Genomic DNA, 14,359 nt, shown 5'->3' with positions numbered 1-14,359 from the left:
TGCGGAGGAAGGAGAAAGGCCGATGACGCTTCTCACGGAATGGGAGATGGCCGGGCACCTGGCCGCCGCGCTCGGGTTCGGGGCGGCGATCGGCCTGGAACGGCAGTGGCGCGCCCGGATGGCGGGGCTGCGTACGAACGCCCTGGTGGCGGGTGGCGCCGCGCTGTTCGTGCTGCTCTCGCAGTACGGGTTCCTGAGCACGGTCTCGGAGGTGAACTACGACGGCTCGCGGGTCGCGGCGCAGATCGTCTCCGGGATCGGTTTCCTCGGAGCCGGGGTGATCATGCGTGACGGGCTGAGCGTGCGGGGCCTGAACACGGCGGCCACCCTGTGGTGTTCGGCGGCGGTGGGCTGCCTGGCCGGCGTGGGCCTGTTCGTCCTGGCCGCCTTCGGGACGGTGGGGGTGGTGGGGGCCAACCTCCTGCTGCGCCCGCTGGGTCGGCGCATGGACCGCGAGCCGCGCGGCGGGGCCGAGGTGGCCACCGACGTCCACTTCGAGGCGGTGTGCCTGGAGGCGGAGGAGGCTCACATCCGCCACCGGGTGGTCGACGCGCTGGGCCGGCCGGGCTACCAGCTGCGCTCGATCCGCAGCCAGGACGGCCCGAAGGACGGCCTGGTGACGGTGTCGGCGCTGCTGACCGCCGAGGGAGAGGGGGGCCGGGCGCTGGAGGAAGCGGTCAGCAACCTCTCGCTCGACCCCTCGGTATCGGCGGTCAGCTGGTCGGTCGTGCCCGACCCTACTTGAGGGTGGCGGAGGTCAGGCCGGCCTGGATCTGGCGCTGGAAGGACAGGTAGACGGCGAGCATCGGGATGATCGCGATGGTGGCGCCGGCGAACAGCACCGGCAGGTCCGTCTCGTACCCCATCTGCTGCTGGAGCTGGATGAGGCCCTGGGTGAGCATGTAGCGCTCGGGGTCCGAGCTCGTCTGCGGCTGCATGAGCACGGCGGGCAGGATGTACTGGTTCCACTGGCCCAGGACATTGAATATCCCGACGCTGATCAGGCCGGGCTTGGCCATCGGCAGCATCACCTGGAAGAAGATCCGGGTGTCGGAGGCCCCGTCGATGACCGCCGCCTCGTGGATCGCCGTGGGCAGCGTCCTGAAGAAGGAGTGCATGAAGAAGACGGTGAAGGGCATCGAGTAGGCGACGTACACCAGGATCAGGCCCTGGTAGGTGTTCAGCATGTCGAAGCGCTTGACCATGAAGAACAGCGGCACGAGCGCCAGGAAGACGGGGAACATGGCCCCGCTGACGAAGAAGTAGTAGACGGGCCGGTTGCCCTTGAAGGGGTAGCGGGCCAGTACGTACGCGGCCATCGAGCCGAGCAGCATGGTCAGCGGCACCGAGAACACCAGCACGATCAGCGTGTGGGCGAAGTAGCCGCCGATGCCCTTGGTCCAGGCCCGCGAAAAGGCGTCGAAGTGCCAGTTGGAGGGCCAGCTCAGGGCCGAGCCGCCGATCTGCGCGTCGGTCTTGAAGGATCCGAGGACGAGCCAGATCAGGGGCAGCACGATCAGTATCGCCCAGAGGGCGAGGAACCCGTGCGAGAAGACGTTGAGGACCATGCCCTCGGAGCGGCGGCTCTCCCGCTCCTTCGCCCGTCCGGCTCCGCCGGACCGCTCCGCGGACTTTTCGCCCGGAGCCTTGATCACTGTGGTCATGATGGTCTCCCGCTCAGAACTCGATGCGCTCGCGGCGGGTGGCGCGCAGCGTGATGACGGAGAGGATCATGGTCAGGACGAGCATGACCACGCCCATGGCACAGGCGTAACCGCTCTTGCCGAAGTACAGGAAGTTGCGCATCAGCACCGTGGCCATGACCTCGCTGTGGTGGTCGGGACCGCCGCCGAACTGGCCCGACGTCATGGTCGACACCAGCACGAACATGTCCATCGCGGCGATGCCCAGATAGACCGCGGCGGTCTGCACAGAATCCCACAGCAGCGGCAGGGTGACCTTGAAGAAGGTCTGGGCGCGTCCGGCGCCGTCGAGTAGTGCGGCCTCGTAGATGTCCTTGGGGACGGACTGCATGGCCGCGGAGAAGAGGACGAGGTAGAAGCCGACGCCGGACCAGACGACCACGAACAGCAGGCACCATACGACGAACTTGGGCTCGTTGAGCCATTCGACGGGGTGCTGCGCGTCGACCAGGCCGAGCTTGATGAGGAAGCCGTTGAGCAGACCGCCCTCGTCGCTGCGGTAGACCGCGCCGAAGAGCACGGCGAGGATCGCGAGGGAGAGGACCTGCGGGAAGAAGTAGACGATCTTGTAGACGCGCGAGCCCGCGACTCCCTGCACTCCGCCGGCCCCGCTGCGCCCTCCCGCGTTCACCATGAAGGCGAAGAAGAGGGCCAGCAGGATGGTGATCACCGGGCCGAACACCAGGAGCAGCAGGTTGTGCCACAGTGCGCCGCGGAAGACCTCGTCCTTCAGCAACGCCGAATAGTTGTCCAGGCCGACGAAATCGAAGGTCGGCGACTGGCCTGTCCAGTTGGTGAAGGAATAGCCGAACGTCTGAACGTACGGCCAGATGACGAAGGTCAAATACAATGCGAGTGGCGCGATGAGGAAGCCGGCGATGAAGCCGCCCTTCCCTCTCCCCTGGGCTACGTGGCTCATGGTGTCCGTCCCTGGTATTGCCGGGTGACCGGTGGACGCGGCGTCAGCTGCGGTGGTTGTTCTTCGCGTTCGGGTCCTTGGCCGCCTTGTCTACCGCAGCCTGGGCCCGCTTGATCCATTCCTTTGGCTGGATCCGCTGCGCCATCAGCTCATTGGACGCGTTCTCGATCTCCGTGCCCATCTCGCTGTACCACTCGGTGTACAGGTAGTTGAAGGTGTTGTCACCGGCGCTCTTGAGCGACTCCACCGCCGACTGCGTGCCCGGCCGCAGCTTGACCTTGGGGTCCACCCCGTCCTTGACGACGGTGAGCGAGTTGGCCTGCTGGGCGAAGATCGTCGACCATTCGCGGGACAGCATCGAACGGAGGAACTCCATGCCTCCGGCCTTGTTGGCGGCCTTCTCCGGGACGATGAACGGCTCGCCGGCGCCGGCCCGGATGGCCTCGAAGGGGAGCTTGCTGTCCGCGAGCAGGGGGACCGGCAGGAACTTCATGTCGAAGTCCTCCGGGGTCTGCTTCAGCTGCTCGTTCTCCAGCCAGGAGCCGGAGGGGATGAAGACGGCCTTGTACTGGTTCCAGGCGGTCTGGGACTCCGTGTGGGTGAGGCCGTTGGTGCCCGGCATCAGCAGGCCCTTCTCGACCACCTCGTAGACCGCCTCGACGGCTGCGAGGGCCGCCGGGTTGTCCGCGAAGGCGTTGGGCTCCAGGTTGTCGATCGCCTTCATCGCGTCCAGACCGCCCTTCTTGGCGATCAGGTCCATGATGACGACGTTGATGTAGTACGGGTACTTGCCCTGGTGGGCGAGGCCGCCGATGCCCGCTTCCTTGGCCTTGGTGCAGACCGCGAGGAACTCGTCCCAGGTCTTCGGCGCCGTCCAGCCCTTGTCCTTGAACAGCTTGCCGGAGTACCAGAAACCGAAGACGGTGTAGACGTAGTTCAGGGCGACGAACTTGCCGCCCTGGGTGCCCTGTTCCACGGTCCCGGCGATGAGGGTGTCGCGCACCTTCTTGGCCGGATCGTCGAGCGAGGGGGCGTCGAGCACCGCGGCGAGGTCGGCGAGCTGACCGCCCTTGACGAGCACGTCGAGCTTGATCTGCTGGGCGCCGGCGTCGTCGACGACGTCCGGCGGGTTGCCGCCGTTGAAGCGGGGCTGGAGCTTCGCGGTGATCTCCTGGGTGCCCAGGTGCGCGCTGGTGGTGCCCCACTTCTTGTCGAAGGCGGCCTCCCAGGCCTTCGCGTAGTCGTCGCCGAAGCCGCCCTTGAAGACGACGACGTCCAGCTTGCCGCCCTTCGCGACGCCGAAGGGGTTCTCCTTGGTCACGACCCCCTTGTCGGGGCCCTTCGTGGAGGACTCCTCGCCCCCGGAGGCACAGGCGGACAGGAAGCTCATCGTCGGCACGGTGATCAGTCCGAGTGCCGCGGAGCGCTTGATCAGATCACGGCGGCCGAGGCCCTCACCGGTTGATGCCATGCTCATGTCCTCGCCTTCGTCAGAAGTGTGAAGGAGACGGGAAAACACGGCAGTTGCCGTGCACGCGGACAACGCCGCAGCTCCCCGCCGTCCTCCCGGTCCGGGGCCGCTCATACCGAGGCGACCTGGACGGGCACAGGTATAGTCCACTTCCGCTTACCTGAGCAAGATCGCGCACAAGGATGACCGCCAGCTTTTCCGAGTTGAGACCTGTCCGTCACCTGGCACCGCCATCGAGAAAAGCGGAAGGGCCGTATCCCCTTGACGGGGATACGGCCCTATGGTGCCGAGAAGCGGAGACGGACTCCGCTTGGCGCGCCCTTAGCCGCGGATGAGGTTGCGGAGCACGTACTGCATGATGCCGCCGTTGCGGTAGTAGTCCGCCTCACCCGGCGTGTCGATGCGGACGACCGCGTCGAACTCCACACCGGTGTCGGTGGTGACCTTGACGGTGCGCGGGGTGGTGCCGTTGTTCAGCTCCTCCACACCGGTGAAGGCGAAGGTCTCCTCGCCGGTGAGGCCCAGGGAGGCCGCCGTGGCGCCCTCGGGGAACTGCAGGGGCAGGACGCCCATGCCGATCAGGTTGGAGCGGTGGATGCGCTCGTAGGACTCGGCGATGACGGCCTTGACGCCGAGCAGCGCGGTGCCCTTGGCCGCCCAGTCGCGGGACGAGCCCGAGCCGTACTCCTTGCCCGCCAGGATGACCAGCGGGATGCCGGCGGCCTGGTAGTTCTGCGAGGCGTCGTAAATGAACGCGACCGGCGCGCCGTCGGCGGTGAAGTCGCGGGTGAAGCCGCCCTCGGTGCCCGGCGCGATCTGGTTGCGCAGGCGGATGTTGGCGAACGTACCGCGGATCATGACCTCGTGGTTGCCGCGGCGGGAACCGTACGAGTTGAAGTCGCGGCGCTCGACGCCGTGCTCCGTGAGGTACTTGCCGGCCGGGGTGTCGGCCTTGATCGCACCGGCCGGGGAGATGTGGTCGGTGGTGACCGAGTCGCCCAGCTTCGCCAGCACGCGCGCGCCGGCGATGTCGGAGACCGGGGTGGTCTCCATCGTCATGCCCTCGAAGTAAGGGGGCTTGCGGACGTAGGTGGACTGCGGGTCCCACTCGAACGTGTTGCCGGTCGGGATCGACAGCGCCTGCCACTGGGCATCGCCCGCGAAGACGTCCTGGTAGGACTTGTTGAACATGTCCTCGCCGATGGCGTTCGCCACGACGTCGTTGACCTCGGCCTCGGAGGGCCAGATGTCCTTGAGGAAGACCGGCTTGCCGTCGGTGTCGGTACCGATGGCGTCCGTGGTGATGTCCACCTTCATGGACCCCGCGATGGCGTACGCGACGACCAGCGGCGGGGAGGCCAGGTAGTTCATCTTGACGTCGGGGTTGATCCGGCCCTCGAAGTTGCGGTTGCCGGAGAGAACCGAGGTGACCGCGAGGTCGTGCTCGTTGATCGCCTTCGAGATCTCCTCGTCCAGCGGACCGGAGTTGCCGATGCAGGTGGTGCAGCCGTACCCGACGAGGTTGAAGCCCATCTTGTCGAGGTACGGGGTGAGGCCGGCCTTGTCGAAGTAGTCGGTGACGACCTTCGAGCCCGGGGCCAGGGTGGTCTTGACCCAGGGCTTGCGGGTCAGACCCTTCTCGACCGCCTTCTTGGCCACGAGGGCCGCGGCCACCATGACGTAGGGGTTCGAGGTGTTGGTGCACGAGGTGATCGCGGCGACGGTGACGGCGCCGTGGTCGATCTCGAAGGAGGAGCCGTCGGCCAGGGTGACCAGGGTGGGCTTCGACGGGCCACCGTTCGGGTGGTTCGCCGGGGCGTCGGAGGCCGGGAAGGACTCCTTGCCCGCCTCGTCGGCGTCGTCGACGTAGTTGCGCACGTCCTGGGCGAACTGCTGCGCGGCGTTCGCGAGGACGATGCGGTCCTGCGGACGCTTCGGGCCGGCGATGGAGGGGACGACCGTGGAGAGGTCGAGCTCCAGCTTCTCGGAGAAGTCCGGCTCGGCGGCCGGGTCCAGCCACAGGCCCTGGGCCTTGGCGTACGCCTCGACGAGCGCGACCTGCTGGGCGTCGCGGCCGGTCAGGCGCAGGTACTTCAGGGTCTCGTCGTCGATCGGGAAGATCGCGGCGGTGGAGCCGAACTCCGGCGACATGTTGCCGATGGTGGCGCGGTTCGCGAGGGAGGTGGCGGCGACGCCCTCACCGTAGAACTCGACGAACTTGCCGACGACGCCGTGCTTGCGGAGCATCTCGGTGATCGTCAGCACGAGGTCGGTGGCGGTGGTGCCGGCCGGCAGCTCGCCGGTCAGCTTGAAGCCCACGACGCGCGGGATCAGCATGGAGACCGGCTGGCCGAGCATCGCGGCCTCGGCCTCGATGCCGCCGACGCCCCAGCCCAGCACGCCCAGGCCGTTGACCATGGTGGTGTGCGAGTCGGTGCCGACGAGGGTGTCGGGGTACGCCTGGCCATTACGGACCATGACCGTGCGGGCCAGGTGCTCGATGTTGACCTGGTGGACGATGCCGGTGCCCGGCGGGACGACCTTGAAGTCGTCGAAGGCGGTCTGGCCCCAGCGCAGGAACTGGTAGCGCTCCTTGTTGCGGCCGTACTCCAGCTCGACGTTCTGCGCGAAGGCGTCCTTCGTGCCGAACTTGTCGGCGATGACCGAGTGGTCGATCACCATCTCGGCGGGCGAGAGCGGGTTGATCTTCGCCGGGTCGCCGCCGAGCGCCTTCACGGCCTCACGCATGGTGGCGAGGTCCACGACGCAGGGCACGCCGGTGAAGTCCTGCATGATCACGCGAGCCGGCGTGAACTGGATCTCCTCGCTGGGCTGGGCCTGCGAGTCCCAGTTGCCGAGCGACCGGATGTGGTCGGCGGTGATGTTCGCGCCGTCCTCGGTACGGAGCAGGTTCTCCAGCAGCACCTTCAGGCTGTAGGGAAGGCGGGCGGAGCCCTCGACCTTGTCCAGCTTGAAGATCTCGTACGACTCGTCGCCCACCTGCAGCGTGCTGCGGGCGTCGAAGCTGTTCGCCGACACGACAGTCTCCTTCATGCATGAATTCGCGCTTTTACCGCAATCCTGCCGCGAGGCACTCTGGCCTATCCGCTAAGGTGAGGCTAAGTTAGGTCACCCTTACCAGCGGGACGGCTGCGGTACGTCTTGGGCAGATATCTCGATGTCGAGATAACTCTAGTACATGTCCGCGCCGCGGACGAGGCGCGGACCCGTCGGGCCATCCGTCACGGGCGCCCGGGCGGGACCCCGCGGGTACGCGCGCGGACCCGTTCGCACCTCGGCGACCGGCGCACACGGCGCGAACACGCCGGGCCCCGAGCACCCGTACGCCCCTTCGTGCACACCGCCGCGCTCCCTATCCTGCTCCGAGGAGCCCCGGGGGGTCGGAGTTCCGCGTCAGGGGGCTGCTGTGGCACGTGCGGTGGGGATCGACCTGGGTACGGACCGCTGCGCCGTGTTCGTCCCCGACGGGAGCGGGGGCCGCGGGGGCTCCCTGGCCATCCCCTCCGTGGTCGCCTTCGCCACCGACGGCGAGGTCCTGGTCGGCGAGGCCGCCCGGCGCCAGGCCGTCACCAATCCCGGGCGCACCGTCCACGCGGTCAGGCGGCGCCTGGGCACCGACTGGACCGTGCGGGTCGACGGGGAGACGTACACCGCGCAGCGGATCGCCGCGCTCCTGCTCGGCCGGCTGAAGAGCGACGCCGAGGCCCGCCTCGGCGAGCCGGTGACCGAGGCGGTGATCACCGTTCCGGCCGACTTCGGCGAGGCGCAGCGACAAGCCACCCGGGAGGCCGGGGCGCTCGCGGGCCTCACGGTGCTGCGCGTCGTCAGCGAGCCCGCCGCGGTGGGCCTGGCGTACGGGGCGGGCAGGGCCGGTGCGGACGAGACCGTGCTCGTGGTCCGGCTGGGCGCCGGCAGCTTCGACGTGTGCCTGATGGAGGCCGGCCGGGCCGGCGGCGGCGAGGTCGTCGCCGAGGTCAAGGCCGGCGCCGGAGACTGCGGCCTGGGCGGGGGCGACTGGGACCTGGCCGTGGCCGACCGGCTCGCCGCGCGGTTCCGCGCCTTGCACGGGGTGGACCTGTACGGGGACGAGGCGGCGGCGCGGCGGCTGCGCGAGGCGGCCGAGCAGGCGAAGACCGACCTCTCCTCGGCCTCGGAGACCACCGTCAGCCTGCCGTTCATCGCCGCCTCGGCCGACGGCCCGCTGCACCTGGAGGAGCGGCTGACCCGCGTCGAGTTCGAACGGCTGACGAGCGGGCTCCTGGAGCGCTGCGCGCCCGTGTTCTACCAGGTCGTCAGGGACGCGGGCATCGCGCTGGGTGAGATCGACCACGTCGTGCTGGCCGGCGGCGCGACCCGGATGCCCGCCTTCGTGAACCTCGTACGCGAGCTGACCGGCGGGCTGGAGCCGGTCCGGGGGGCGTACGGGGACGAAGGCGCCGTGAGCGGGGCCGCGATCCAGGCCGCGGTCCTCACGCAGGCGCGCCGGGACGCCCTGCTGCTCGACGCCACCTGCAAGTCGCTGGGCGTGGAGACCGCGGGCGGCGCCATGACGCGGGTCGTCGAGCGCAACACCACCCTTCCGGCCAAGTGCTCCATGCTCTTCGCCCGCACCGGGAGCGGGCCCCTGGCCTTCCGCGTCTACCAGGGCGAGCAGGCCGAGGCCGCGGACAACGAGCTGCTGGGCACGATCGAGCTGGCCGGACCGCCGCCCGGCGGACGTCGGGGCGCCCCGCGCGTCGAGGTCACCTTCGAGATCGACGGCAGCGGACTGATGAACGTCTGGGCCCAGTACCCCGGTACGGGGCCCAGGGCGCGGATGGCCGCGACCGGCCCGGCGCCGTCGGGGGGCGGCGCCGAGCTGGTCGCGGTGGATCCGCAGGACGGGCAGGGCGCCGGCACGGCGCAGGTCCGGGCGGCGGCGGAGCAGGCGGGCCTCGGTGTCCACACGGCGTCGTACGACACCTCCGTCGCCGGGGGCTCGATGGCCGGGGGCGCGATCGCCGCGGCGCTGGGGATGCGCTCGCTGGCCGCACGCATCTCGGGCCGGGGGCGCACGCGGCTGCACTTCTTCGAGCGGGGGCTGGTCGTCGCGGGGCCCGACGGCGAGGCCGAAGCGTGCCGCTGGGACGCGCTCTCGGTGTGCCAGAACGTCGTACGGCACTTCTACAACGGGGCGTACACCCACACGACCCACGCGTACCGGCTGACCCGTCCCGACGGCTCGGTCCTGCTGCCCGGCCGGATCGCGCCGGACGCGGACCGGTGGGGCCCCGCGCTCCAGGAGGCCGTGACGGCGGCCCGGCTGCCCGGGGCACTGGCTGCGGTCCACGAGGGCCGGGCGGTGGCCTTCGGCGCGTTCTCCCTGAGCCGGGAGGCGGTGACGGCGCGTGAGAGGCCGGCCGCGTGGGACCGGGTCGAGGCGGTCCACGTCGCGGGCGGGTGGGTCAGGATCACGCTCAAGGGGCGGCGCCGGGCCATGGCGCGCGCGAAGGTGAGCGAGATCCCGAACTTCTTCGTCTTCCAGACGCTCGCCGAGCACCTGCACAAGTCGGCCGGGGAGCGGTAGCGGCGCGGGGGCAGAGCGCGGCCGGCGCGGTCCCGGGGTTCAGTCGGCGAGGCCGTGGCGGGCCGCCCAGGAGTTGACGGCGGCGGCGATCTCCTGCGGCCGGTCTTCCGGGCACAGGTGGGCGGCGGCGCCGCAGTACTCGCTCTCCAGTGCCGAGATGTTCTCCTCGCACCAGGCGGCCTGTTCGGGGCCGACCATCAGCGCGGGCGAGCCGTCGAAGGTGAGCAGCAGTTTGGGCACTTCGGGGCTGACCGACAGCCAGGCGCCGTACTCCTCGACGCGCGCGACCACATCGGCGGGTTCGCCCCCGAGCGGCATCGACCGGGCCCACTGGAGCATCGGCAGCCGGCTCTCGCGGGTGGGGTAGGGGGCGGCATAGACGGCCCGGTCGGCTTCGCTCATCGGGTTCAGGACCGTTCGGCGGATGCTGTCCTCGATGAAGAGGTTCCGGTCCAGGACCATCTCCTCCCCCACCCCCGGCATACGCATCGCCTCGAACCGGGCGCGGGCGGCGGCGGGGTACTCCTCCCAGGTCATCGGCCGCAGGATCGTTTCCATGAAGGCGACGCCGCGGACCCGCCCCGGGTGCCGGGCCGCCCAGTCGAAGGCGAGCGCCCCGCCCCAGTCCTGGCCGACGAGGACGACCCGGTCCAGACCGAGCGCGTCGAACCAGGCGTCCAGGTAGCGCGCGTGGTCCTCGAAGCGGTACGCGCCGCCGGGCTTGCCGGAGCGGCCCATGCCGATGAGGTCCGGGGCGAGGACGCGCACCCGGCCCTGCTCCGCACCCTCGATGCGGGGCAGTACGCCGCGCCAGAGGTGGGAGGAGGTGGGGTTTCCGTGCAGGAACACGAAGGGGACGGAGCCGGCGCCCCGGCCGCCTTCGCCGCCGCCCGCGCCGAGCTCCTCGTAGTACATGGTCGAGTCGAGTACGTCGATCGTGGCCATGGCGGGCCCCTCTCCGTTTATCGTTCGTGACACTAACGTTAGTGCCACGAACGAAGTTATACCGTTAGTGCCACCAACGCAATGGATAGACTCGCGGCATGACCACGGATGAGGGACGGGCCGCCGTTCCGGCGCGACTGCGGGAGCTGCCGAGCCGACTGCTGGGCCAGGCCTCGGCGCACGCCCAACGGCTGGTGGCCGAGGGACTGAACGGGGCAGATGCCCGCAAATGGCATTACGCGGCGCTGGTCGCCCTGGAGGAGTTCGGGCCCGCGAGCCAGGCCGCGCTGAGCGGCCGCACCGGCATCCACCGCAGCGACCTGGTCGCCGTCATCAACGAACTCGCCGAGCGCGAGCTGGTCGAGCGGACCCCCGACCCCGCCGACCGCCGGCGCAACGTCATCACCCTCACACCGCTCGGCCTGCGCAGACTGTGCAAGCTGGAGCAACTCCTCACCGCGGCCCAGGAGGAGCTTCTGTCCCCTTTGTCCGCCACCGAGCGCGAGCAGCTCACCCGGCTCCTCGGCCGCCTCGTCGAACACCACGCGCACGCCGACGCCACCATGGGAGCTGACGGCGGGTAACACCCGTACGGCGTACCCCGCGCGAGCGGAATCTCATATCTGAGATACGGTGCAGCCATGGCAGACGACTACCTCGTACGCATCGGCAAGCTCATCCGTGACGCCCGGCAGCACCGGGGCTGGACACAGAGTCAGCTCGCCGATGCGCTCGGAACCAGCCAGAGCGCGGTGAACCGGATCGAGCGCGGCAACCAAAACATCAGCCTTGAGATGATCGCCCGGATCGGCGAAGCGCTCGACAGCGAGATCGTCTCCCTCGGCTACGCCGGCCCGATGCACCTGCGCGTCGTCGGCGGGCGCCGGCTGTCCGGTGCGATCGACGTCAAGACGAGCAAGAACGCGTGTGTCGCGCTGCTGTGCGCCTCCCTCCTCAACAAGGGCCGCACGGTGCTCCGGCGCGTGGCCCGCATCGAAGAGGTCTACCGCCTCCTGGAGGTCCTGAACTCCATCGGCGTCCGCACCCGCTGGATCAACGACGGCGTGGACCTGGAGATCGTCCCGCCGGCCCGCCTCGACATGGACGCCATGGACGCGGACGCGGCCCGCCGCACCCGCAGCATCATCATGTTCCTCGGCCCCCTGCTGCACCGGATGGACCGCTTCCGGCTGCCGTACGCGGGCGGCTGCGACCTCGGTACCCGCACCATCGAGCCGCACATGATCGCCCTGCGCCGCTTCGGCCTGGACATCACCGCGACGGAGGGCATCTACCACGCGCAGGTCGAGGCGGGGGTCTCCCCCGGCCGCCCGATCGTGCTGACCGAGCGCGGGGACACGGTCACCGAGAACGCGCTGCTGGCCGCCGCCCGGCACGACGGCGTCACCGTCATCCGCAACGCCTCCTCCAACTACATGGTCCAGGACCTGTGCTTCTTCCTGGAGGCGCTGGGCGTAAAGCTCGAGGGCATCGGCACCACCACGCTGACGGTGCACGGCGTACCGAACATCGACGTGGACGTGGACTACTCCCCCTCCGAGGACCCGGTCGAGGCGATGAGCCTGCTCGCCGCCGCGGTGGTCACGGAGTCCGAGCTGACCATCCGCCGGGTGCCGATCGAGTTCATGGAGATCGAGCTCGCGGTCCTGGAGGAGATGGGCCTCGACCACGACCGCTCGGCGGAGTACTGCGCCGACAACGGCCGCACCCGCCTGGTGGACCTGACGGTCCGCCCGTCGAAGCTCGAGGCGCCGATCGACAAGATCCACCCGATGCCGTTCCCCGGGCTGAACATCGACAACGTCCCGTTCTTCGCGGCCATCGCCGCGGTGGCCCAGGGCCAGACCCTGATCCACGACTGGGTGTACGACAACCGGGCGATCTACCTGACCGACCTCAACCGCCTCGGCGGCCGCCTCCAGCTCCTGGACCCCCACCGCGTCCTGGTCGAGGGCCCCACCCGCTGGCGCGCGGCGGAAATGATGTGCCCGCCGGCCCTGCGCCCGGCGGTGGTGGTCCTCCTCGCGATGATGGCGGCCGAGGGCACCTCGGTCCTGCGCAACGTCTACGTCATCAACCGCGGCTACGAGGAACTGGCGGAACGCCTCAACTCGGTCGGCGCCCAGATCGAGATCTTCCGCGACATCTAGTGGCCGGAAGGTGATCCGGAACCGGCCGGAACCGGCCGGATCCGGTACGGCAGGCCGCCCCCGCACCGGCGACCCGGCACAATCGGGAGTTCGTACGGCGTCAAGGGGGCGGCCATGGCAGTGGATTCGGACACGGGCACCGGTGCGGCGGTCCCCGGGCTTGCGGGGGTGCCGGTGCTCGGGTCGCTCTTCGACCTGAGATCGGACTCGATCGGCACCTATCTGCGCGCCCTGCACGAGCACGGTGACGTCGTCCGGATCACCGCGGGGCCGCCCGGACTGCGCGCCGAGCTCCACTGCGTCTTCTCCGCCGAGGGCGTCCAGCAGGTCCTGGCGGCCCAGGCGGCCAACTTCCGCAAGGACAACCCCTTCTACCAGGAGATCCGGGACGCCTTCGGCAACGGCCTGCTGACCAGCCAGGACGAGGACTACCTGCGCCAGCGGCGGCTGGTCCAGCCGCTGTTCACCAAGCGCCGGGTGGACGGGTACGCGGACGCGGTCGCCGCCGAGACCCGGTCGACCATCGCCGCCTGGACACAGGCGCCGGACGGGGTCGTCGACGTCTCCGACGAGATGATGCACCTCGCCCTGCGCGCGGTCGCCCGGATCCTGTTCGGCACGGACGTGGACACCACCGTCGACGTCGTGGACCGGTGTTTTCCGGTCATCACGCAGTACGCGCTGCGCCGGGGCTACTCCCCCGTCAACATCCCGCGCAGCTGGCCCACCCCGGCCAACCGGCGGGCGGCCGCCGCGATGGACGAGCTGTACGCCGCCTGCGACAAGATCATCGCCGCGCGGCGCGGCCGCGGCCCGGCCGAAGAGGGCGAGGACCTGCTGAGCCTGCTCGCCGCCGCCACGAGCACGGACGACGGGGAGTTCGACGCCACCGAGCTGCGCGAGCAGGTGCTGATCTTCCTGCTCGCCGGGCACGAGACGACCGCCACCTCGCTCGCCTTCTCCCTGCACCTGCTGGCCCGCCACCCCGAGTCGCAGAGCCGGGCCCGCGAGGAGGTCTCCCGCGTCCTGGGCGACCGTACGCCGGGAGCCGCCGACCTCGACCGGCTCCCGTACCTCACGCAGGTGCTCAAGGAGGCGATGCGGCTGTACCCGGCGGCCCCGGCCATCGGGCGGCGCGCGGTCGCGGCCTGCGAGATCGACGGGCACGCCGTCCCGGCGGGGGCGGACGTGATCCTCGCCCCCTGGGTGACGCACCGCCACCCCCGGTACTGGCCGGACCCGGAGCGCTTCGACCCCGACCGATTCACCCCGGAGGCGGAAGCGGCCCGGCCGCGCTACGCCTGGTTCCCCTTCGGCGGGGGTCCGCGCGCCTGCATCGGGCAGCACTTCTCGATGCTGGAGTCGGTGATCGCGCTGGCGATGATCCTGCGGGCCTACGAGTTCGAGGCCGTGGACACCGAGGTCCCGGTCACCGCCGGGATCACCCTGCGCACCACCGGCCCGGCGCGCTGCCGGCTCCGCCGACCGGACGCCTGGGCCGCGCAGGGCTAGTGTCCTGCGCCAGTAGTTGATCGTTAGTTGCTGTGTGACTTCTGCTGCTGG

General features: G+C 69.9%; 10 protein-coding genes. 5 read left to right on the top strand and 5 right to left on the bottom strand.

Annotated elements, in window-relative coordinates:
- Positions 1-22 precede the first annotated feature (22 nt).
- The gene (locus ACFWBF_RS12025) at positions 23-745 is read left to right on the top strand and encodes an MgtC/SapB family protein (protein WP_385599118.1); all 723 of its coding nucleotides are present in this window, start codon (positions 23-25) and stop codon (positions 743-745) included.
- On the opposite strand, the gene ACFWBF_RS12020 is transcribed toward ACFWBF_RS12025, so the two are convergent.
- The 4 genes from ACFWBF_RS12020 to acnA all read right to left on the bottom strand — a co-directional run bounded on the left by ACFWBF_RS12020 (position 738) and on the right by acnA (position 7,132).
- Complete coding sequence (locus ACFWBF_RS12020; protein ID WP_385599115.1) at positions 738-1,664, bottom strand: carbohydrate ABC transporter permease; 927 nt, start codon at positions 1,662-1,664, stop codon at positions 738-740. The two genes, ACFWBF_RS12025 and ACFWBF_RS12020, sit on opposite strands and share 8 nt — an antisense overlap.
- A 13-nt stretch (positions 1,665-1,677) precedes the next feature.
- Entirely contained in the window at positions 1,678-2,622 is a 945-nt protein-coding gene (locus ACFWBF_RS12015; RefSeq protein ID WP_385599113.1) for a carbohydrate ABC transporter permease, read from the bottom strand.
- A 43-nt stretch (positions 2,623-2,665) separates the two neighbouring features.
- Entirely contained in the window at positions 2,666-4,099 is a 1,434-nt protein-coding gene (ngcE, locus tag ACFWBF_RS12010) for an N-acetylglucosamine/diacetylchitobiose ABC transporter substrate-binding protein (protein WP_385599110.1), read from the bottom strand.
- Between the two features lie 315 nt (positions 4,100-4,414).
- On the bottom strand, positions 4,415-7,132 hold the full coding sequence (acnA, locus tag ACFWBF_RS12005) for an aconitate hydratase AcnA (RefSeq protein WP_385599107.1): 2,718 nt from the start codon (positions 7,130-7,132) through the stop codon (positions 4,415-4,417).
- Between the two features lie 388 nt (positions 7,133-7,520).
- Between acnA and ACFWBF_RS12000 the strand changes: the two genes are divergently transcribed.
- On the top strand, positions 7,521-9,680 hold the full coding sequence (locus ACFWBF_RS12000) for a DUF6585 family protein (RefSeq protein ID WP_385599105.1): 2,160 nt from the start codon (positions 7,521-7,523) through the stop codon (positions 9,678-9,680).
- Positions 9,681-9,719: 39 nt separating this feature from the next.
- Here the strand turns inward: ACFWBF_RS12000 and ACFWBF_RS11995 are convergent, their stop codons facing one another.
- Complete coding sequence (locus ACFWBF_RS11995) at positions 9,720-10,625, bottom strand: haloalkane dehalogenase (RefSeq protein WP_385599102.1); 906 nt, start codon at positions 10,623-10,625, stop codon at positions 9,720-9,722.
- 98 nt (positions 10,626-10,723) lie between these two features.
- On the opposite strand from ACFWBF_RS11995, the gene ACFWBF_RS11990 reads away from it, so the two are divergent.
- The 3 genes from ACFWBF_RS11990 (at position 10,724) to ACFWBF_RS11980 (ending at position 14,308) form a co-directional block, all read left to right on the top strand.
- Positions 10,724-11,209: a MarR family winged helix-turn-helix transcriptional regulator gene (locus tag ACFWBF_RS11990; protein ID WP_385599100.1), complete on the top strand. Its 486-nt coding sequence runs from the start codon at positions 10,724-10,726 to the stop codon at positions 11,207-11,209.
- Between the two features lie 57 nt (positions 11,210-11,266).
- The gene (locus ACFWBF_RS11985) at positions 11,267-12,796 is read left to right on the top strand and encodes a helix-turn-helix domain-containing protein (protein ID WP_385599098.1); all 1,530 of its coding nucleotides are present in this window, start codon (positions 11,267-11,269) and stop codon (positions 12,794-12,796) included.
- 114 nt (positions 12,797-12,910) lie between these two features.
- Positions 12,911-14,308: a cytochrome P450 gene (locus ACFWBF_RS11980; protein WP_385599095.1), complete on the top strand. Its 1,398-nt coding sequence runs from the start codon at positions 12,911-12,913 to the stop codon at positions 14,306-14,308.
- The last annotated feature ends 51 nt before the right edge of the window (positions 14,309-14,359 follow it).

Source organism: Streptomyces sp. NPDC060028, from assembly GCF_042736725.1.
GTDB lineage: Bacteria > Actinomycetota > Actinomycetes > Streptomycetales > Streptomycetaceae > Streptomyces.
This window is presented reverse-complemented; position numbering and strand designations above follow the sequence as displayed.